The 20,764-nt window shown below is 70.9% G+C and carries 16 protein-coding genes and 3 pseudogenes; 9 read left to right on the top strand and 10 right to left on the bottom strand.

The annotated features are described in order from the left end of the window. Window positions 1-179 precede the first annotated feature (179 nt). A pseudogene (locus tag OG370_RS02555) lies at window positions 180-398 on the top strand (transposase domain-containing protein); the annotation flags it as partial. A 38-nt stretch (window positions 399-436) separates the two neighbouring features. Beyond that, window positions 437-862 carry a hypothetical protein gene (locus OG370_RS02550; RefSeq protein WP_328474888.1) on the top strand — a complete coding sequence of 142 codons (426 nt, stop codon included), beginning with the start codon at window positions 437-439 and terminating at the stop codon, window positions 860-862. Window positions 863-1,073: 211 nt separating this feature from the next. Here the strand turns inward: OG370_RS02550 and OG370_RS02545 are convergent, their stop codons facing one another. Then, complete coding sequence (locus OG370_RS02545) at window positions 1,074-2,495, bottom strand: DUF1254 domain-containing protein (RefSeq protein WP_328460106.1); 1,422 nt, start codon at window positions 2,493-2,495, stop codon at window positions 1,074-1,076. Between the two features lie 164 nt (window positions 2,496-2,659). Here OG370_RS02545 and OG370_RS02540 point away from each other — a divergent pair. Together OG370_RS02540 and OG370_RS02530 are read left to right on the top strand one after the other, a co-directional pair. Beyond that, a pseudogene (locus OG370_RS02540) lies at window positions 2,660-3,121 on the top strand (ABC transporter permease); the annotation flags it as partial. Window positions 3,122-3,614: 493 nt separating this feature from the next. Further along, a pseudogene (locus OG370_RS02530) lies at window positions 3,615-3,913 on the top strand (DNA-binding response regulator); the annotation flags it as partial. Here OG370_RS02530 and OG370_RS02525 read toward each other — a convergent pair. Continuing rightward, window positions 3,901-5,205, bottom strand: a complete 1,305-nt coding sequence (locus OG370_RS02525; RefSeq protein ID WP_328460104.1) for a sensor histidine kinase — start codon at window positions 5,203-5,205, stop codon at window positions 3,901-3,903. The pseudogene OG370_RS02530 and the gene OG370_RS02525 overlap by 13 nt on opposite strands. Window positions 5,206-5,339: 134 nt before the next feature. Beyond that, entirely contained in the window at window positions 5,340-6,014 is a 675-nt protein-coding gene (locus OG370_RS02520; RefSeq protein WP_328460102.1) for a response regulator transcription factor, read from the bottom strand. Between the two features lie 435 nt (window positions 6,015-6,449). Between OG370_RS02520 and OG370_RS02515 the strand changes: the two genes are divergently transcribed. Then, window positions 6,450-7,757 (top strand): COG4705 family protein, encoded by a 1,308-nt coding sequence (locus OG370_RS02515; RefSeq protein ID WP_328460100.1) that lies wholly within the window; start codon window positions 6,450-6,452, stop codon window positions 7,755-7,757. Between the two features lie 364 nt (window positions 7,758-8,121). Here OG370_RS02515 and OG370_RS02510 read toward each other — a convergent pair whose 3' ends face one another. Further along, on the bottom strand, window positions 8,122-9,069 hold the full coding sequence (locus tag OG370_RS02510) for a Rieske 2Fe-2S domain-containing protein (RefSeq protein ID WP_443060604.1): 948 nt from the start codon (window positions 9,067-9,069) through the stop codon (window positions 8,122-8,124). Window positions 9,070-9,724: 655 nt separating this feature from the next. Between OG370_RS02510 and OG370_RS02505 the strand changes: the two genes are divergently transcribed. The 3 genes from OG370_RS02505 to OG370_RS41395 all read left to right on the top strand — a co-directional run bounded on the left by OG370_RS02505 (window position 9,725) and on the right by OG370_RS41395 (window position 11,726). After that, window positions 9,725-10,702 (top strand): NAD-dependent epimerase/dehydratase family protein, encoded by a 978-nt coding sequence (locus OG370_RS02505; protein WP_328460096.1) that lies wholly within the window; start codon window positions 9,725-9,727, stop codon window positions 10,700-10,702. A gap of 532 nt (window positions 10,703-11,234) precedes the next feature. Then, window positions 11,235-11,345 (top strand): hypothetical protein, encoded by a 111-nt coding sequence (locus OG370_RS02500; RefSeq protein ID WP_328460094.1) that lies wholly within the window; start codon window positions 11,235-11,237, stop codon window positions 11,343-11,345. A gap of 57 nt (window positions 11,346-11,402) precedes the next feature. Beyond that, on the top strand, window positions 11,403-11,726 hold the full coding sequence (locus tag OG370_RS41395; protein WP_443060603.1) for a helix-turn-helix domain-containing protein: 324 nt from the start codon (window positions 11,403-11,405) through the stop codon (window positions 11,724-11,726). Window positions 11,727-11,770: 44 nt separating this feature from the next. On the opposite strand, the gene OG370_RS02495 is transcribed toward OG370_RS41395, so the two are convergent. The 4 genes from OG370_RS02495 to OG370_RS02480 form a co-directional block, all read right to left on the bottom strand. Next, on the bottom strand, window positions 11,771-12,307 hold the full coding sequence (locus tag OG370_RS02495; RefSeq protein ID WP_328460092.1) for a hypothetical protein: 537 nt from the start codon (window positions 12,305-12,307) through the stop codon (window positions 11,771-11,773). After that, window positions 12,304-15,270 (bottom strand): hypothetical protein, encoded by a 2,967-nt coding sequence (locus tag OG370_RS02490; protein WP_328460090.1) that lies wholly within the window; start codon window positions 15,268-15,270, stop codon window positions 12,304-12,306. The genes OG370_RS02495 and OG370_RS02490 overlap by 4 nt, the downstream gene beginning before the upstream one ends. A gap of 196 nt (window positions 15,271-15,466) precedes the next feature. Next, a complete protein-coding gene (locus OG370_RS02485) occupies window positions 15,467-16,906 on the bottom strand; it encodes a carboxylesterase/lipase family protein (protein WP_328460088.1) in 1,440 nt (479 codons plus the stop codon). 27 nt (window positions 16,907-16,933) lie between these two features. Continuing rightward, on the bottom strand, window positions 16,934-17,839 hold the full coding sequence (locus OG370_RS02480) for an MBL fold metallo-hydrolase (protein WP_328460086.1): 906 nt from the start codon (window positions 17,837-17,839) through the stop codon (window positions 16,934-16,936). Window positions 17,840-17,973: 134 nt separating this feature from the next. Between OG370_RS02480 and OG370_RS02475 the strand changes: the two genes are divergently transcribed. After that, complete coding sequence (locus OG370_RS02475; RefSeq protein WP_328460084.1) at window positions 17,974-18,870, top strand: helix-turn-helix transcriptional regulator; 897 nt, start codon at window positions 17,974-17,976, stop codon at window positions 18,868-18,870. A gap of 519 nt (window positions 18,871-19,389) precedes the next feature. Here the strand turns inward: OG370_RS02475 and OG370_RS02470 are convergent. After that, the gene (locus OG370_RS02470) at window positions 19,390-20,106 is read right to left on the bottom strand and encodes a class I SAM-dependent methyltransferase (RefSeq protein WP_328460082.1); all 717 of its coding nucleotides are present in this window, start codon (window positions 20,104-20,106) and stop codon (window positions 19,390-19,392) included. Window positions 20,107-20,186: 80 nt separating this feature from the next. Beyond that, window positions 20,187-20,684, bottom strand: coding sequence for a hypothetical protein (locus OG370_RS02465; RefSeq protein WP_328460080.1), 498 nt, complete (start codon window positions 20,682-20,684; stop codon window positions 20,187-20,189). Between the last annotated feature and the right edge of the window lie 80 nt (window positions 20,685-20,764).

The following is a 20,764-nucleotide window of genomic DNA, read 5'->3' as shown; positions in this document are numbered from 1 at the left end:
CCTTCTGGACTCCCCGGGCTACGCGTACACGAGAGAGACCCGCAGAAGGCCCGGGGCGCACACGCACAGACCACCGAATTCCTTCGGACCCTGGACGATGACGAGAGCCGCGTTGGAGCAGGTGGTCCGCCACGACTTCCGCCGCTTACGGAGCTCCGTTGCCTGTCCGTCATGGTGCCCTGTCGCCTGGTCCGACGACCGTGTCCCGCGCGTTCACGGTGGCCGAGGGGCGGTTCGCTCCCGGTCACCTGGGCGAGCTGACCCAGGTGCTGCCGTTCGATCTCGTCAATGCCGTCCTGGAAGAGACATTGACGGTGCGACGCCGACTGCGGGACCTGCCCTCTCGGGTCGGCGTCCACTTCGTACTCGCGATATGCCTGTTCCCGGAGGTCGGCTACCGGCTGGTGGCGCTCGCTGAGAGGCCGCCTGCCCGGTCGTGTGCGCGCGTGAGGACCTGCTGCGTGCGGGCTTTGTCGATGTGCTCGCGGACTCCGCCTGCGTAGACCAGCCGGTTGAGATCCTTCGCGCGCCGACGGACTTCGGCGAACGTCACGGTCTCCCCGGCGGCCACCATCTGGTCCGCCAAGCTCAAGGTCCGGGCGCGTTTGCGGGTGCTGTGGTGCCGTCCGACACCGGTACGGCCTGTGCGGCATCGCGATGGGTGCTCGGCGCCCACCTGACCAGCCGCGGGCAGGACGCCGCGATCGACCGTGCAGTCCTTGACCGGCTCCGCGCATCACCCAGGGAGGCGGTCCTGCACGCCGCTGTTCACGGCTGGTACGAAGGCCACATCGAAGGCGAGGACACCTGCCCCGGCTGCGACTACCGGGGCCGGCTCCCCACGAACGGCAACCGCGGTTGACCACGTAACGACGAAGCGCCACCGGAAGACCGGTGGCGCTCCTCGGTGTTGCCGACCCGTCCGGCTCTATCGGTGGAGGGCACTTATTCGTAGCTGCCGTATTCCTGCCGCCTGGACGCACCGTGCTGTGGGACGGCGCGTTCCGACCGGGTCACCGTGCTCCTGTGGAACGCTGACGCGAGCGGCCCTTCGCGGGCGGCCGTCGCTGGTGTCAGGTGAGGGGTTCGATCTCAGGCAGGCGCCAGGTCTGGTCGAAGAAGGGCTGGGTGGGTCCGTAGAGGCGGAACAGGATGAAGTACGCGCGGCCTTCGAGAGTGGGAATCCAGTTGGCGTCGGCCGCACCCTCGGGCCTGGTGGGGCCGAAGTACAGGTCGAGGGAGCCGTCGGTGTCGTAGGTGAGGGTGTCCAGGGAGTTGACGGAGGGGAAGGGGCGTCCATTGTCGATCATGGAGGCGTCGTCGGCGTTGTAGAGGGTCGCGGCCCAGTACAGGGCTGCCGGCACGTCGGCGGGCACGTGCAGGCGGTACGAGCGGCCCCCGGTGAGCTGGTCGCCGTTGGCGTCACGCAACGAGAACGGGTACTTGCTGCCGTGCCCGACGAAGGGGCCGACCATGGCCGGTGAGGTGGAATAGGCCCAGATGAAGAAGGCGGCGCGGGTGTCGACGTCGAGGTAACTGCCGGTGTGGAAGTCCTCGTCGACACCGCCGAAGCACGCCCGCCAGGAGCCGCTGTCGTAGTACGCGGCGTTGGGCAGGGCGTCGGTCTGCGGGATGGACAGCACCATCCGCGGGGCGATACGGCCGGCCCGGTCCAGGATCTTGCGCATGCGCTCGTCGGGCTGGAAGGGATGTCCCTTGACGATGCCGAGGGTCGCGAGCATGCCGCGGGTGACCATATCGGTCATGCCGATCGGTTCGTCCTGCACGAAACGGGCGAGCTTGTCGAAGTAGGCGCCGTCGCGGGGGAAGAGCATGTCCAGTTCGACGCCGGAGGCGTTGGGGAACTGCATGGCCGGGCGGTCCTGCTCGCGGCTGCGCAGCGGGAAGATCCGGGTCTGCTCGATGATGGCGACGCCGGGGGCGGTGTCGGGGCCGTCGTCGCCGGGGACCAGGACGGCTCGCCAGAACAGGAACACGTTGTAGGTGCTGGAGCGCACCACGTGGTAACCGCCGGGGACCGGCCCGTGGTGGTCGGGGGGCAGCAGCAGATAGGCGCCGCCCTGTCCGGCGTCGGGGCCGGAGGGGCCCACGTCGCTCAGGCAGCGCTGCCAGAAGTCGGTGAACAGCCCCAGCACCTTGGGCGGGGCCTGGACGACCAGGGGGCCGTCCTCCTTCAGGTTCAGGTAGCTCATCGCGTAGATGACGTCCGCGTTAGGGGTGGTCACCTTGCACCGGGCGTCCATCCGGTCCTTCCAGACCGGCAGGACGTGGTAGCCGGACCCGAACTGCTTCTCGGAGGCGTCGCGCATCGCGATCACGTTCACTGCCGGCAGCGTCAGGGCGAAAGCCTGCACTGCGCGCTGGAAGAGCATCTCCTCGTACAGTCGCCGCGCCGACGCCTCTGCGGGGATGCCGTCCGCGAGGTTCAGTTCCAGCAGTCCTTCACCCGGCAGTCCCGTGTCCGGTTCGGTCATGGCCAGCCCGCTTTCCGATGAGGGCGCAGCCGATGCCCGTGGCGCCGGGCCGGATACTGCTGCGCCGAAGAGACGCTCGGATTTTCCGATCCAATCCCTCATGGCCAGGCAACGCCGCCGATGCGTAGCTGAACGGGTGACATCGCGGATATCCGGCAACAGACTCGACCGGGATGATCCGCCCCTCGCCGGCGGCGGTGCCGCGCCGGCTTCCGGTCCTGTGGTCCAAGGCCGCCGTGTTCGGCCTGGTCGAGCCGGCCGTCGCCATGGTGGGCGTGTTCGCCGCCTTCCTCTTCGGCAACCGCATCGTCTCGGGCACGCCCGCGGCCAAGGGCTTCTCGCACGCTGGTGCCGCCCTCAGCCTGCTGGGCGCCGCGCTCTACCTGGGCCTGGTGGGCGTGATCGGCACGGCGCCGGGCTCGCTGCTGCGATCGGTGGCCGGCGGCAGCTCCGTGTTCGTCGCCGTGCTCATCCCCGGCCTTGCCTTGCTGCTGCCCTCCTCGCGGCGGGACGACATCACCCGCTACCTGCCGAGCAACGCCGACGAGTCGATGTTCGCCCTGACCCACGACATCGCCGGCCCGTCCCTCAGCGCCGGCCCGCTGGTCTTCCTCGGCTGGACCGCGCGCCTCGGCCGACTCGCCGCCGCAGCCGAACGCGCCTGGGTGGCCCGTGACGTGCACGACATGATCGGACATCATCGGCCACAACCTGGCCGTCATCATCGCCCTCGCCGACGCCGGCTACGCCGGCGTCACTGCCCCGGAACGCCGCACGGAGATGCTCCACCTCATCGGCGAGACGGGCCGTCAGGCGCTCCGCGAGCTCCGGCGTGTCCTGGGCGTTCTGGGCGTCCTGCGGGAGGAGTCCAGCGGCCCGCAGGATGGTCCGGAGCTGCACCCGCAGCCCGGCTTCGGCGACATCGGCGACCTGTGCGAGGGCGTACGCGCCGCGGGCCTCGGCGTTGTCCACCGCACCCCGCTGTCGAGGCCCTCGACAGCGGGGTGCAGCTCACGGTCTACCGCATCGTCCAGGAAGCCCCGGCCAACTTTCTCAGGCATGCCGGAGCCGGCGCCCGCGTACACCTGGCGATCACCGCCCTGCACGCCCGGTTGACCCTCCGGCTTCCTCCTCAAGGGCGCCCGCCCCGAGGAGTTGCTCTCCGGCATCCGCGCCGTCGCCGCCGGTGACCCGGTGATCGTCCCCGCGCTCACCCGCCGCCTGCTGCGCGAGTTCGCCCATCTGACACCGCCCCGCCCCGCCCCGGCGCGCGCCCGAGGCTGGGCCTCCTTACCGAACGCGAGCGCGAGATCCTCGTCGCCGTCGGCCGGGTCTTCGCCAAGTTCGGCGCGCGCGACCGCATCCAGGCCGTGATCTTCGCCTACGGCCACGGGCCGGCAGGCCCTCATACCGAGTGAGCCGCAGACCCCCGCGCCCCGGGGAGGGTGATGACGAAGTGCGCACCCCCCAGGGGACCGGGGGATTCGGACAGGGTGATGTCGCCGCCCGCATTTCTGGCCAGGCGGCGGGCCAGGGCGAGGCCAAGACCCGCCCCGTCGTGGCCGTCCGCGGGGTCGGCTCGGCGCCCGGCCTCGAAGACCGCGGAGCCCAGGGCGGCTGGAACGCCGGGGCCGTCGTCGCTCACGTGGACCTGCGCTCCGCTCGGAGCCGGTAGGCACTCCACGAGAATCTGGTGCGAGCCGTAGCGGTCGGCGTTGTCGAGCAGCGGGGTGAGGATGCGTTCGACCAGCGCCGCCGGGACGTCGGCGGTAACCGCGCGCCCCTCGACGGCGACCGGGACCGTCTTCGGCGCAGCCTCGGCACGCCGCTGGGCCAGCGACGCCGCGACCTCGCTGGGGGCGCAGCGGCCGGGATCGGCCGAGCCCGCGCGCGCGTCGGCAAGCAGCGCCTCGCAGATCTGCGCCATCGCCGCGGCGCTCGCCGCGATGGCTTCGTGGGAGGCCGCCTGCTCGGCCCGGCTGCGTGGCCGAGCGGTCAGCCACTCGGCCTCGGCGGTGATCCGCGCCAGCGGTGTGCGCAACTCGTGCGACAGTTCCGCGGTGAGCTGCTGCTCGTGGCGGACGAGGGCCGCCAACCGGTCCAGCAGACCGTCGAGGTTGCCTGCGAGGTGCGCGAGTTCCCGCGGGCGCTCACCAGTGCCGAAGCGCCGCGAGAGGCCCTGCTCGCTCCATTCCGCCGCCTGGGCGCTCATCGCCCCCACCGGCTGGAGCGCACGGCCGGCGACCGACCGTGCCACCGGATAGACACCGACCAGCAGCGCGAGCGCGAGTCCTATCGACCCGAGGAGTACGTACCGGGCGGTCGACCGGTCCGGGTCGAGCGCGACGGTCGCCACCACGGTGCCCACCTGCCGCCCGCCGTCCGGGGCCATGACGGGCAGGGCGTAGAGCCGGTTGGCGGCGGGCTCCCCGGTGTCGGCGAACACCGCAGACCGGCCCGCCAGCCGGTCCGCCTGGCGCTGCAGTGCGTCGGGCGCGGCGGGGCGCTCCACGGCGACCCCGCCCTGGTAGATCCACACGCCGACGTCCAGCGCCTGGTCGTCGCTGGGCTCGTGCACGACGATCCGGCCGTCGGCTCGCGCCTCGACCGTGGCCGCTACCGCCGCGGACCTCGTACGCAGCAGGTCGTCGGCCTGACCGCGCAGTTGCGCGCCCAGGACCAGGTTGGCGGCGACCGTGAGCACCGTCACCCACACCGCGGTGGTGGCCAGGGCCAGCAGGGCCAGCCGTCCGCGCAGCGTACGCGGCCGCAGCGCGGGCCGCCGCGGTCGCCGCCCCGGAGGTCGTGTAGCCGAGGCCGATGCCCGGGGCCAGGGGAGACGCCTCACGAGAACCGGTACCCGACGCCCCGTACGGTGCTGATCGCCTGGCCGCCGCCGGCCTCGCGCAGCTTGCGCCGCAGTCGCGTCATGTACTGGTCGAGGGTGTTGTCGCTGACCTGGGCCCCCTCGGGCCAGGCCGCCCTGAGCAGGGCCCGGCGGCGTACCACCGTGCCCGGCGCCGCGGCCATCACGCAGGCCATCAGCCGAAACTCCGTCGGCGTCAGCGGCACGTCCCGCCCGTGCACCTGGAGGACATGCGCCACCGGGTCGAGCCGGACGCCGGACGACTCGACGGTCGCGTCCCGCCCATCCCTGCGCAGCGCCGCCCGGACCCTGGCGGCCAGCTCCACCAGGTGGAACGGCTTGGCGAGGAAGTCGTCGCCGCCGGCGGTGAAGCCGGACAGCCGGTCCGGGAGCGTGTTGTGCGCGGTCAGGAACACCACGGGGACGTCGATGCCGGCCGCCCGCATCGCATGGCACACGTCACGCCCGTCGGAGTCGGGCAGCCCGATGTCGAGGACGACGGCGTCCACCCGCGTCTGCGACCGTACGGCCCGCAGCGCGCCGGCGCCGTCGCCGGCGGTGAGGACATCGAAGTCCTCCTCCCGCAGGCCGCGGGCGAGTATCGCGCGAAGGCCCGGGTCGTCTTCCACGACCAGGACGCGGTGAGAGGTCACCGTACGATTGTCACCGATCCCGGCGCTTCCCCTGCGGCCCCTCGCAGGCCCCGGCGCCGATGACGTCCTCACGCTCGTGGTCGTGCTCATGGGCCGAGGTTGACACGCGGCACCTGAAAAATACCTGACTGCGTGCCCCCGCCCGTAGCTACTCCGCTGCACCTTGCAGCGCAATCCCATCGCAAGGCCGTGACCTGCACGACCGCGCCGCAACAGGGGCGGATCGGCCGGGAGCGGGAGCCGTGCTCCACGGTGCCCCGTCGCGCTTGTGTGTGCGGTGCTCGTGCGACCAGGGTGGAGCCGGTATCCAGGGGGCCAGGGCGGTCATGTCGTCGCCGGCGAGGGGAACCGTATCCCTTCCCGGGGCACGACACCCCTGGCCGGACCGCACCGCGACATTATTGACTACAAGCTTGTAGACGCTAACGTCGCGACATGACGACTCCCACCACTCCCACCACTTCCGCGACCCGGCAGGGTGCTGCGGGAAGCAGCGCACTGAACAAGGTGCCCGAGGTCACGGTCTGGTTCTGGATCATCAAGATCCTCTGCACGACGGTCGGCGAGAGCTTCGCCGACTACATCAACACCACACTGGGCTTCGGCCTGACCAACACCATGCTGCTGTTCACCGCGATCTTCGCGGTCGTGCTGACCATCCAGTTCCGGACCAGGCGCTACAGCCCGTTCCCCTACTGGCTCACCGTGGTCGTGGTCAGCGTCACCGGCACCCTCTACACCGACATGCTCACCGATCAGCAGAACGTCCCGCTGCGGCTCAGCACGACGGTGTTCTCGGTCCTGCTGGCCCTCGTCTTCGGGGTCTGGTGGCTGCGCGAGCGGACCCTGTCGATCCACAGCATCACCACCTTCCCGCGGGAGGCGTTCTACTGGCTGACCGTCCTGGTGACCTTCGCGCTGGGCACGGCCACCGGCGACTGGACGCTCGAACTGACCAACTGGACGCCTGCCAAGTCGGTGCTCCTGCCACTGGGCCTCATCGCGGCGGTCACCGGACTGTGGAAGTCCGGCGCCAACCCGGTGCTCTCCTTCTGGATTGCCTACATCCTCACCCGCCCGCTCGGCGCCAACATCGGTGACTGGCTCGCCTCCCCGAAGACCGCAACCAGCCCCGGCGAGCCCGTCGGGCTGGGCCTCGGCACCTTCGCCACGAGCCTGATCTTCCTCAGCGCCATCCTGGCGACGGTCATCTACCTGGCGCTCAGCCGTTCCGACGTCGCCGAGACCTACGAACTGACCCACGAGGCGCCGGTCACCACCAACCCGCGCAAGGAGCGCATCGCGCTGGGAGGCTTCGGAACGCTCGCCGTCGCCACCGTCGCGCTGCTGGTCTGGGCCCACCACCAGCCGCACGTCACCTGCGACCCAACCGGTCAGAGCGAGACGCTCCCGGCCTGCCAGAAGGCCGCCATGACCGCCGGCCAGACCGCGGCGGCGGTGGCGAAGTACGAGAAGCTGTCGCAGACAGCGATCACGCAGGACAAGGCGGGCAGTGCCGCGGCCTCCCGAGCCACCGTGCAGAAGATGCGCGACGACTGGGACGCGGACGCCACCTCGCTCCAGGCGGTGAACAAGGCGACCTGGACGCTGCTCGACAACCAGATGGACGAGGTCCTCAAGACGTACGCCATCGACCACGGCAACATCAAGCCCGCTCCGGCGGCCGAGCAGGAAAAGCAACTCAAGGTCCTGCTGGGCGACTTCACCGGTCACCACTTCTGATCAGGCGACTCGCCCCGCGATCTCCCCGCAGGCCGGGCGAGGGGCGTCAAAATCGATGTCCTACCTCCGGCCGACCCTGGCAAGCCGTCCCGACCCGGACGGCCGCCCGTCCCTCGTCGCCGAGTTTGTCGGTGGGGGGCGTGGCGCTGGGCTTTCGGTGCGGCGGAAGCGTTCGCCGGCGAACGCCGAGCACCAGCGTCCGCCGCCTGCTGAGCGTCACCGGCGCGCTCGACCTCTTCCCCTTGGCCGACGCTTGATAGCGCAACGTCTCGGAACACTGGTCCGTGCCTACGCCGTAGACGGCGTAGTCCACGGGCAGCCGCACGGCGGAAGGGGATCGGTTTCGTGTTGCTGCGGCCGCGCGTCAGTCGGCCACGACGTCCTCTTCGCCGACACGGCTCGAACCCAGGCGCACCTGCACGCGCCCGTCGCGTACGCGGGTGTCGAAGGCGGGTTGCGGGGCCGTGGCCGGCCCGGTGACGTTCCGGCCGTCGGAGAGCCGGAAGGTGCTGCCGTGCCACGGGCATCGTACGCAGCCGTCGGCGACTTCGCCCTCGGACAGCGGTCCGCCGAGGTGACTGCACCGTTCGGCGAGTGCGGACAGCGTCCCGTCGGCCTCGCACACGACGAGCACCGCCACGTCCCCCACGAGTCGGCGCACTGGCCGCCCGGCCGGCAACCCCTGCACCGGACCCATGTCGTGCCAGCCGGGCGGCATGATCCGGGGGATCGCCTCGGCGTGGTTGGCGCCGGCTGCCTGACGGTACGCCAGGTGACCACCGAGCGCGCCGCTCACAGCCACGGCCGCAAGTCCCCCAAGAGCCGTCTTCCTGCCGCCGTGCCCGGCCAGCCGTGACGCCAGCGAAACGGTGTAGCAGGTGGTCGCCACCGCGTTGAGTGCGGCGTGCACGATCCCGACCCGTGCCTGTTCGTCCTCGAGCTCCGCCCAGTCCACGAGGCCGGCCGCGGCGGCAGGAGCGGCTCCGGCGACCCCGACGGCCACCAGTACGCCCGCGGCTCGCCGGCCGCCTGGCGTCCAGTCCAGAACGGCCGAAGAGATCCATGCACCCATGGGCACCTGCACGAGCAGGGGGTGCACGGGGTGGCCGAGCCAGCGGCCATGCAGCAGATCGCGCGCTCCGCGCAGTGGCAGTGCGCGTACGCCCCTCCTCAGGAGTTCGATCGCTCCGTCCAGTGAACGGGCCCCCTCCAGTTCGCTTACGGCGTCAGCCACGTGCCCGGGGTGCTCCGGATCTGGCGCCAACCTCAGCAGCGGCCTGGCCGCGGTCCTGACCGCACTCCACCGTGTCATGCCCCCAGCCTCCCTTCCCCGATCGGTTTTCGCGCCTCGTCGCCTACCCTCGCGCCGGACCGCCGCGAGTGGTGCGGGTGGCTGTCCAGGCGGTCGGCATGACATTCACAAGCCACAGCTCACGCCGGCGGCCGCTACGCCAGACCGGTGATCACTTCCACGGCACGGGGAAACGGGCGAGTGCCCGTACGGGACAACCTGCGTTGTTCCGACGGCGACCTTGCTCGTCCGCCGGTGGAGCACTGCCCGCATCGACGGAGGAGGTCGGTCCTCGGCCGTTTCCCGGATGGTCCTCACCTCCGGGTCGGCCGCATCGAGACTGACCATGCCGGCCGCCACTCCGGAGCGTAGATGGCCGACGACGTCGCTGTTCAGCCGTTCTCCTGGAAGCGCCGCGGGTAGGGAGTCGGCAACTCGGCGGCGACCCGTCCGGTCCCTCGCAGGGCACGGTCTCAACAGGTCGAACGCGTCTCGCGGAAGCATGACCTGTTCCTGCCGCAACCCACTGGGAGGGGTGACGTGGAGGGCAAGCCACCAGGGGCGGACGAACCTGGTGAACTGCCGTACCACGGACGCGGGGTAGCGTTGGCCCGGACGGGACGTTCGCGTGCGCCTGCTTGCACGTCGGCCCGGCGGAACGCGGGAGGGAGCGGCTGTGCGGGTTATCGTCATCGGCGGTACAGGCCACGTCGGCAGTTATCTGGTGCCGAGGCTGGTGCGGGGCGGGCACGAGGTGACCGTCCTCACGCGGGGACCCAGTGAGCCGTACCACCACGACGCCGCCTGGGGCCAGGCGCGCAGAGTCCATGTCGACCGGGAGAGCGAGGACGCCACGGGAGAATTCGGCAGGCGCATCGCAGCGTACGAGGCGGACGCGGTGATCGACATGGTGTGCTTCACCCCGGACAGCGCGCGCGGTCTTGCCGACGCGCTGCGCGGGGCGACCGGCCACCTTCTGCACTGTGGCACGGTGTGGGTGCACGGGGTCCCTTCCGAGGTCCCGGTCCCCGAGGACGCGCCGCGCAGACCCTTCGGTGAGTACGGCGTGAACAAGGCAGCAGCCGAGAGCTATCTGCTTCAGCAGTCTGCCAGGGGCGGAACACCTGTCAGCGTGTTGCATCCCGGACACATCAGTGGACCGGGCTGGGTGCCGATCAACCCAGCCGGCAATCTCGACCTTCGGGTCTTCGGTGCCCTGGCACGCGGCGAGCGGGTCGTACTGCCCAATTCGGGCCTCGAAACGCTGCATCACGTGCACGCCGACGATGTGGCGCAGGCATTCGAGTCGGCACTGTCCGACCCCGTCGCGGCTGTCGGCCGAGCGTTTCACGTGTGTTCCGAGCGAGCTCTGACGTTGCGTGGCTACGCCGAGGCGGTCGCCGGCTGGTTCGGTCTGCAGCCGCAGTTGGTCTACGCGCCGTACGAACAGTGGGCGGCCGAAGTGGGCGACGAGAATGCTGCCCTCACCCACGACCACATCAGCCGTAGCAGCAATGTCAGCATCGAGCGGGCTCGGCGTCTGCTGGGGTACGCACCGCGGTACTCCTCGCTCCAAGCAGTGCGCGAGGCGCTGGCATGGCTGGTCGCGGCCGGGCGTGTCGATACGGGGGGTCGTCCGCTGAGCCCTGCCTGAGAGGGCGTCACGGGCGTCAGGCGCCCCTGAGGGGTTGGCCGGTGCGGGACGCAAGAGCACAGAGCGCTCCACGATCCGTTGCCCGTAGTGTGCGGGCCGCCGGGCAGCCGGGCGAACAGGCGGGATTGCGGCCGCCGGTGTCTGTCCTCCCTCGAAGCGGGACATCACCAGTGGCCGCTGCAGGGACTCTTTCTCCAGCAGCTCGATCAGCACGTACAGCGGGTCCAGACCGCCGGACAGCACACGGCGACCGCTTCCACGAGGACGTGGGTCACCACGGAACTGACCACCAGGGCCCGGCCGGTGTGCGGCGCGCACGAACCCTGCACTGATCGCCGGCGCAGGAGGGCGACCGGCCGAAGTCCTCGGATGAACCGGCGATCCAGCCGTCGATCCAGTTCGCCGCCCGCTCCGGTGCCTACCGCGGGCAACTGCCGCTGCCGCCCAACTACAAGATCACCAGGGATGATTGGGGCATCCGGCGGGACAAGGCGGTGGAGGCGATCACGCTCGGAGCCGGGGCGCCGAGGGTATGACCTGGGGTCCGACCCTGCCGAACGGAGAACGAACTCTGGTCCTGGTCAGTGACGACAACTTCTCTGAGGACGCGGTCACCCAGATCGTCGCGCTCGGCATCCGCTGAGCACGGCGGTGGTGCTGGGCCACGCCTGCGGCCCAAGCAGTCCTTGAGGCACGTGACTTGGGTGCCATTCTGCGTTTCTACCGGGCTGCCAACGGCCTCAACCAGTCCCGGTTGGGCATGCTGCCCGGGTACGACAGGACGTACGTCAGCCTGTTGGAGACCGGCAGGCGAATCGTGACCGACCTCGGCTCGATCGAGCGGGTCTGCGAGCGACTGGGGCCGCCCACCCCATGTGAGGTGGCTGCCCGCTGGTCGGTGCGCCGGAGCGGGTCGCGGAGAAGCCCGTGCGGTTGCACGAGGCCGGAGTGGACGGTTTCCTGGTGGGCTTCATGGACTGTGTCGAAGAACTGGTGCCGTTCGGCGAGACCGTCATGCCACTGATCCGTCAGCTCGGCCCGCGCAACCCAGGCCGGAAGAGGGGCGGCTCACCAGTGGTTGAGGGCGGAGCGGGTGACGGCGATCGCGTCGCCGCCGCGCGCCAGGGCGTCGACGGCCTGGCGCAGCAGGGACGCCGCGAGGGTGAAGGCGGTCTCGCTGGAGGTGAGGGCGTCGAAGCCCGCGCGGTCCACGTGCAGCACTCCGGCGGGCAGCGGCCGGTCCGCGGCGGTACCCGCCAGGGCGTCGAGTACGGCGGGGGCGAAGTCGGAGGGCAGCCCGGCTGCCAGTGGGCTGCCAAGTTCGCTGCGGCACGTGTGCGGCGTGTCCAGCTCCAGGGGCGTGCCGTGGCGCAGTTCGAAAACGGTCGGGGTGCCGGGCGCACCCGGTTCGAAGGCGGCGCCGAGCAGGGCCCGCATCGCCGTACCGCCGCACGACCGGCGCAGTTCCACGACGGTCCGTACCGGCCGACCGCGCCGTTCGGAGCCGGGCCGTTCGCGGCGCATGGTGTGAGGGCCGGTGTACGCGGCCGAGTTCTCGTCGTTGCGGATGGCGGCACGCCTGCCGCCCAGCCTGCTGATGATCACCGCGGGTCCATTCCCCAGGCGCGACGCCAGGCGTTGTTGAAGAGTTCGGGGAACCGGCCGATCACCTCGGGGGTGTAGTTCCTGGCCGCCGGGTGGGTGCGCAGCGCCGCTTCGTACGCGTCCTCGGGGGCCTGGCCGGCGTCCATCAGCGCGGCCTCGGTGAGCTGGTGGCGCAGGAAGTTGACCTCGCCCTCGCTCAACGGGCGCCCGGTGGTCAGGGCCTGGCGGATGCCGGCGACCATGGCGTCGTTCGGCGCGAAGCGGTCGAGTTCGGGCCGGGCCAGGTGCCGGACGACGCGGCTGACATGTTCGAGGGTGTAGCCGCCTGCGGCGGGCGGATCAGCGGGAGTTGGCGTTTCGGGTATCGGACCAATCGGTCTCGCCGCTGCCGGTTTCGGGCCTGTCGGTTTCGGACCTGCCGGTTTCGGGCCCGCTCGTTTCGAGCCGGCCTGTTCTTGCCCCGGTGCCTGCGTCGATGGCCCTGACCGCGTGCCGGGGCGCAGCCGTATCCGGGTCAGCAGGCCGGTACGCGGTGCGGACGACGTGCGGGTGGCCCGGCGGAATCGTGCGCTCGGGCCGGCCGGTCCGGCGGCCGCGAGCCTGCGGCGGCGCCGGTAGACCAGCACCAGCACCAGCAGGACCAGTTCGGGGAGCACGCGGATCACGGGAGTGAAGGAGCGGACGGAGATGCCGTGGTGTGATGAGGCGGCGGACACCTGCTTGGGGGTGGGCGCGCCGAGGAAGACCGTGTGCGAGCCGCCGTGCGCGGTGGGCTTGGTCAGCGAGTCGCCGACGCTCCGCGGTAGTTGGGCGTAGTGCGCCTTGAAGCTGCTGCCGCTGACCTGCTGGAAGGGGACCTTGGTGAGGTCGACCCCGCCGTAGACGTAGGTGTGGGTCAGGACCGTGTCGCCCTCGGTGGTCTTGCGGGTGACGTTGAACTCGCCCTTGGTGTAGGAGTCGACGTAGTCGTGGAAGGTGTCGGTGGGCTTCCATCTGGTCGCGGTCGTCCAGTCGTCGACGTCCCCCTTGTCGACGAGGTCGCCGTACGCGGTGTGCTGGTCGCGGCTGAGCCGGCGGTACCACTCGGCGGCGACCCGGGCGAGGTAGACGCGGCGCAGATCGGCGTACACGGGAGCGGTGTTGATCTGGTTCTTGAGCTTGGGCAGGACCAGGCTGCGGAACAGCTGCTCGTTGTGGCTCTCGGTCGCCTTGTCCTGCTTCGGGCACGACGCGGCGGCCGTGCTGCCGTGCACCTTGAGGTACTGCGTCTCCATCTCGACGTCGAGCGGCGCGTCGAGGATGTAGAGCTTGTCGCCGTCCTGGTACACCTTGGCGGGTTCGGGCACGATCCACGTGCGGTAGGACATGCAGTTGCCCGCCATCCGACCCCAGAACTGCTTGCCGAGCGCGGTGTCGGGGTGGATGAGCTTGCCGATGCTCCTCTTCATCCCCAGGTCGGCTTCGAGCATGATCCGTCCGGCGTCGGTACGGCCCAGCTCGGCGTCGACGATGCGGTTGGGCTCGGTGGGGTTGAGGTTGACCCAGAACGCCGAGGGGTTCAGCTCCAGCCAGACGAAGAACGCGTCGGAACTCTCGGTCGCGGCAGTGATGCCGGTGGACTGGCGGTTGTCCCCCTTGAGGGGGTCGAGGCCGGCGCTGAACGAGTACTGCAGGCCACTGCCGTCACCGGGGTCCGCGAGGTAGCGCAGCTCCAGGGTGGAGAAGTCGATGCCGCCGTTGGCCATGCCCGGCTGCGTGAGGGCCGGGCCCAGGCCGGTGGTGTGCTGCGACCCCGCCGAGTCCTCGTCTGCCTCGTCGCAGGGTCCGGCTTCGACCACCGCCGCCGCGGGGGCGAACGCCGGCGGGGCCGCGCCGCCCCGCGCGGGCCCGAACTGCCCCTGGGCGCCGGCTTTCCGGCAGGGCGATTGCGAGGGAGCGACGAAGAGCCGTCTGGGCCTGTCATCGGGCAGCTTGTCCATCTCCGCCCGCACACCCGTGAGATCGGTCGACAACTCGTCCAGGGCCCTGCCGTTGCGGGCGTTGCGGAGCCGGGTGTACTTCTTCTCGACCGCCCGCTGCGCCTTGTTCTGTGCAGCGGTTCCCTCGGCGGCAACTTTCTGGCGGGCCGCGGCGATGTCCTTCTGCTGCCTGGCGACCTCCGTGGCGTTGAGATCGTACGGACGTCCGTAGACCAGGGGGGTCTCCGGATGGTAGAGCGGAGCGCAGGCGCCGCACTGCTGGCGTTCGGACCCCGCGAGGGCTATCGCCTGCCAGGGGATGCCGAGTTCGTCGAGCAGCGTCTGCAGGACTACCTCGGAATGCGCCTTGCCGGGATCGTCCACCTCGGAATTCCCCTTGCCAGAGGGAACGTTCAGTGCGGCGAGTGTCATGAGGTGCGGATAGCCCTTCGCCGTCAACTCGTCGACCAGTCCCGGCGACAGGTAGCTCTTCAGCGGATCGAGCATGGCGACGGAGGCGGCCCAGGCGCCTCTGCCACCGAAGTTGGCGGTGTAGGAGGTGAGTTCGTCCAGCTGCTTGGCGGTGAGCATCAGCGGGTTGAGGTAGACCACGGCGCCGTTGCGGATCTGCTCGAACGCCGAGTCCTTGTCGGTCTTGAGGTTCTCGTACAGGGCCATCCGCAGGTTCTCCACCGGCAGGAGCGGCGGACTCAGCAGGGGGTTGGTATAGCTGCGGGACAGGTTGGTCCCCTCCGCCGCAGGGGCGGGTACCTTCTTCTTGGCCGGATTCTTGGCCGGATTCTTGGTCGCTTTCGGGGTTGCCTTCGCGGGAGCCGCGGCCAGAGGCGGCTTGTTGACGTCGGCCACTCCGTGGGGTGCCGTGGCGACGGTCGCCGCCAGCGCGAGCAGCAGGACCAGCAGGACCCGTGGCCGGCCGCGGACGGCCGATCGGCTCGGCGAGCGTCCTCGGCTCCGCTCCACCTCCAACCGGATGTCGTGCAGCATGACTTCACGCCCCCCGCGTCGATGACCGGTACCGCGCATCCCAGCGTCCCACCCGTTTCAGCTGCCTCACAAGACGGAGGGCAGGGCAGCCCGCGCGGCGGCCGCCGATGCCCGGGAGTGTCGGCGATCGCCCCGCCCTCCGTTCGGCGCATGAGTGCGGTCCCGGCCGTCATGGCGGTGCCGCGGGCAGGGTGCGTCAGCCCCCGAAGACCTTCACCACCGGTTGTTCCGGGTCAAAGGCGGCCCAGCCGGGGTCGCCGTCGCGGGCGAACGCGATCCAGGCTCCGTGCATCGCCTTGGCAAGATCCTCCGGAGCCGCGTCCGGGCCCAGTAGTCCGCTGTCGCCGTGCAGCCATGGCTCGTCGGCAAGGTCGAACACGTAGGGCAGCTCGATCGTGTGCGTGGCCCCGAGCCGGCCGTCAAGGGCCGTCGAGCGTTGGGCGAATGAGTAGACGTGCGTCCGGCGGCCCGAAATCCGGGAGTGCGCCCTGGCCATGCGGGCGGTGCCGGCGCCGAACAGTGCTTGGCCGAGCAGTGCCGAGCGCAGTTCACCGGGCGTGGCGTCCGGGTGTGCTGTTCTGCGGGCGGCGACCGCTGTGGCGGGTTCTGCGTACGCCGCTGCGGCGAGGGTGAGGACGTCGGCTTCGGTGGAGGTCTCCAGCTTGCCCTGGGGAACGAGGTACAGGTTCCCCTCCTCGGTGTTGCCGCCGATGAGCACGGAGACCTCGGCGGCAGGTCCGTCGCTCAGCGCGTCGGCGGGCTGGACGGGCAGGACCAGGCTGAACGGGCTCAGCCCGAGCAGCGGGTCCGTCGCGGTGGCGGTGCGCAGGTCGAGTCCTGCCAGCTCCGGCATGATGCCGAGGAAGCGCTCGTCCGGGATACCGGCGAACTGCTCAGCGGTCGCCTGGACGCCGAGGGCGTTCGCCGCCGCCGCGGTGACCCGCTGGGCCTGCTCAGGGGTGAAGGCACCGGTGCCGCTGCCGCTTTGGATGATCGCGCGGCGGAACAGGCCGTCGGCCTCCGGTACCGCGAGCAGTGCGCCGGTGATCGTCGCGCCCGCCGATTGCCCGAAGACCGTGACGTTGCCGGGGTCACCGCCGAAGGAGGAGATGGTGTCGCGCACCCAGCGCAGTGCCGCCAGCACGTCGAGCAGTCCGCGGTTCGCCGGGGCTCCGGGCAGATCGAGGAAGCCGGGAATGCCGACCCGGTAGTTCATCGTCACCAGGACGACACCGTCGCGGGCGAAGGCCCTGCCGTCGTACAGCGCGGCGCGGGTGGAGCCGGTGACGAACCCGCCGCCGTGCACGAAGACCATGACCGGGCGCTTCTCGCCGTCTGCGGCCGGGGTGCGGATGTCGACGGTCAGGTACTCGTCGCCCGGTACCCAGCCCGGTCCGAAGTAGGGGCTCATGTCGAGACGGCCGAAGGCGCGGGCGGGCTGTGGTGCCGTCGGTGAGGGTTGCGTGGCGTTCCTGACTCCGGACCAGCCGGAGTGCGGTACGGGTGGCGCGAAGCGTCGAGCGCCCAGCGGTGCTGCCGCATACGGGATCGCGCGGTACAGGTCACCGAACCGGTCGCGCAGACCGCGCACGGCGCCTGAAGGCGTCTCGACGACTGGGTGTGAGTGCTGGGGCACGGAACTCTTCCTTTCGATCTCGGTGCTTCACGCGATGCGGGAGAACCCCGCCCATTCCCTGATCGCGAACTTCGAGCCGTCCCTCTCGACCTCGACCGCGCCGTGGCCGCCCAGGTGGGCGGGGAGGACAAGGGCGTTGCTCTCGGCCGCGCGGCCGAGCAGCTTGTGCCTGGTCGCTCGTGCCTGGACCGCGTCCTCGCAGAAGCAGGAATTGGTGTCCGGCTCCATGATCTGCAGCGCGGTGTGCACCAGGTCCCCGACGAAGAGCGCACGGTCGCGACCCGACTCCAGCGCCAGGACGGACGAACCCGGGGTGTGGCCGGGCGCGAGATCCAGCCGCAGGTTCTTGTCGATCCGGTAGGAGCCGTCCCACAGTTCGGCCAACCCGGCCCGATGCACCGGGGCGACGCTGTCCTCGAACACGTTCTGGTTGCCACGGCCGAGGAGCGGTTGGTGGCCGTTGGCCGGGTTCCAGAAGTCGAAGTCCCGCCGAGGCATGAGGTACGTGGCATTGGGGAACGTCGGTATCCACGTGCGGCCGTCGAGGTAGGTGTTCCAGCCGACGTGGTCGATGTGCAGGTGTGTGTTGACCACGATGTCGACGTCTTCGGGCCGGACGCCTGACGCCGCGAGGTTGTCGAGGTAGTCGGTGTCGAGGCGGTTCCAGACCGGCGCGTACGGCCGGTCCTTGTGGTTCCCCACACCGGTGTCGACGAGGATGGTGCGCCCTTCGCTGTGCAGAAGCCAGGACTGGATCGCCGTGTTGCACTCGTTCGTGCCGGGGTCCCAGAAGTCGGGCACCAGGACGGGGCGGTGCTGCCCCCATGCCCCATCGGGGCTGTCCGGGAAGAACTCCGCCGGAGCCATCCCGACCGAGCCGTAGTACTCCTTGACGCGAGTGACGGTGACGTCACCCAAGGTGATGCGTTGCATGGTTTTCCTCATGGTTCGGGCGCATGGCCGGGTGCTCCCGAGCTTGGGCGCTGTCACCCTGGGCAGCCAGTCCCGCTGTGTCCTACCCCTCGCAGGGAGTGGCTGCGTCCGCTGCCGCGTCGCACACTGCACGTATGGACGGACCTGGCCCACTGGGCGACTTCCTGCAGGCGCGCCGGGCTCAGCTCCGGCCGGAGGACGTTGGACTGCCCGCCTACGGGCCTCGCAGGGTGGCCGGGCTGCGCCGGGAGGAGCTGGCGCAGTTGGCCGGCGTCAGCTCCTCCTACTACACCCGGCTCGAACAGGGACTGTCCCGTGGCGCCTCGGCCGAGGTGCTGGACGCCATCGGGCGGGCTCTGCGACTCGGTGACCACGAGCGCGATCACCTCGCGCGGCTCGCCGATGCTTCACGCCGTACGACCCGGGTCCGCCGACCGCGACCGGAGAAGGTCGCGGACGAGACATGGGACCTGATGCGCGCGCTGGACGGCGTTCCGGCTCTGGTACTCGGCCGACGCACCGATGTGCTCGCCTGGAACAGCCTGGGCCATGGACTGCTCGCCGGGCACCTGGACCCGCTCGCCCCGCAGAGCTCGGGGCGCCGCCCGAACATGAGCCGGATGCTGTTCCTCGACCCGCACTGCCGTGAGCTGTACCGGGACTGGAACCGCAAGGCGCGCGCGGTTGTGGGCAACCTGCGCACTGTAGTGGGCCGGCACCCGGAGGACCCGCTGCTCGCGGAGCTGATCGGCGAGTTGACGATGAAGAGCCCGGAGTTCGTCGCACTGTGGCGGGACCACCGCGTGTCGGCCTGCGACGCGGCGTCCTACGACGTGCACCATCCGGCGATGGGACCGCTGACGATCACGCAACAGACGCTGGCGCTCGTCCGCTCGCCGGAGCAGGTCCTCGTGGTGTGCACGACACCCGCCGGGTCCTCGTCGGAGGCCGCTCTCGCACTGCTTCGGCAGACGGGCGCGGCGCGCCCGGGCGAGGCGAAGTCGGCCCGCGCCTTGACCACCAGGCCGTGATCCGGCTTGTCCACATGCCCCGCGACCTACGACACAGGGTTCTCCCTCGGAGGCGGCCACTGATGGCGAGGACGGAGCCGGTCAGGCGCGGTGGCAGGGATCGCAGCCAGCGGGGGCAGGGCGAGCAGTTGCGTCGGGAGATCCTTGCCCCCGCACCGGGCCCGTCACCCGTCCTTTCCGGTCGCCCTCGGAGAGACGGCCGCGTCCCGCCACATCAAGGCCATCCCCTCCGGCGCGCAGCGGAACGACGGCTGGTCACTCCCGCGTCGAGCCGCGTGCTCACTTGCCACGAGTGCCCGACTTCCCTTTTCAGCCAACGGACTTGGGCCGGGCTGCGCTCCAGGGGTGCGGACCGTGACGGCTTTCGCCACGCCACCATGGACATGAGGGACGTGGCGAAACCCCGGGAAGAGCGCGACGCGGGCGCCCGCGGTCGGGGCGGCGCCCCCCTGCCTCCTGGAGCGGCCTACCGCGCGCCAGGTTGTTCAGCTCGGTGATCGCGGTCCCTGCGTGCGGTGCTCACGCTTCCCCGTCGTCGGTGTCCCGGTCGCTGTGGGCGAGGCGCTCGCTCTGGTGGCCTGGCGCGACGGCTCCGCAGGGTCGGAAGCGGGCGAGGTATGCCGGGCTTGGGCCGCGGCGCTCGGTCAGGTGGAGGCCGGCGGAGTCGGCGAGCCGGTGCAGTCGGCCGAAGGGGACCCAGTGCCGGTCGAAGAACTCGCCGATCACCAGCCGCCCGCCTGGTGCCAGCACCCGTGCCGCCTCGCGCAGTACCCGATCAGGCTCGGGGATCTCGCCGAGCGCGGTCACGGCGTATACGGCGTCGAACGTCCCGTCGGCGTAGGGCAGTTCACGTGCGTCCGAGCGGGTGGGCCTGATCGTCGCCAGGCCGTCGCGCTCGGCGCGGCACATCACGTGGTCGAGCATCTCCTGCTGGATGTCGAGCACATCGAGCCGTCCCTCCGGCCCGAGCTGCGGGGCGACGTGCAGCGACTGCAGGCCGGTCCCCGGACCGATCTCCAGGATCAGCTCCCCCGGCCGCGGTTGCAGTACGGCGTCCATCCGGTCGGCTGTCAGGAACGGCAACGGCATGTCGAGGAGGCCGCGTTGGGCGTACGGATAGGGCGCCGTGTCGCACAGCCACCAGGCGGCGGCCAACGCGGCGCCGACGCCGGCGGCGACCGCCCAGCGGGTCCGGGCCGGGATCGGGGCGACGGGGGCGGTAGTGATGCGGTGCATGGTGTTCTCCGGTGGATCGATTCGGTTCGTGATCGTTGTTCGTTGTTCGTTGTTCGTGGTGTGCGGTCGGGCGGTCGGCGTCACGCGCGTCGGTGCAGCGCCCGCAGCGCCAGCCGGCCGCACAGCGCGGCGAGTGGCAGCTCGGCGCCGAGCGCCATGGCGACCGCGGTGGCGAAGTCGCCGCCCGGGGCCGCGGTCGTGGTGTCGAACCAGGCGTCCACCACAAGCAGCGTCGCGGTCGCGGCGGCCGCCAGGGCGTGCCGCCGGTCACCGCGGGCGGCGAGGAGGCCGGTGGCGATCAGGCCGAGCGCCTCCAGCGCGTCGAGCCCGACCCAGGCGACCGGCCAGTGCGCCGCGGTCGCGGTGGCCGGCAGGCCGGTGGCCAGCACGTACAGCCACGGCAGCAGGGCGAGCCCGCAGGCGACCAGCAGCCCGCCGGCCCGCCGCAGGCCCCGCGCCGGGCGCGGCTCCTCCGCTTCTTCGTGGAGCGGGATCACCTCGGCGCCGGCCACTTCCTCATCGCACAAAGCCAGTTGACGCATCGTCTTCCCCCGCTCTCCGTCGGCTGTCCCCTTCACGTGCTCCAGCCTCCGGCGTGCACTGGGGCGCTGTCAGTCACGCAGGGTTCCGACCCGGGGTGGAGAAAAGTGCACCCCCG

Source organism: Streptomyces sp. NBC_00448, from assembly GCF_036014115.1.
Taxonomy (GTDB): domain Bacteria; phylum Actinomycetota; class Actinomycetes; order Streptomycetales; family Streptomycetaceae; genus Actinacidiphila.
This window is presented reverse-complemented; position numbering and strand designations above follow the sequence as displayed.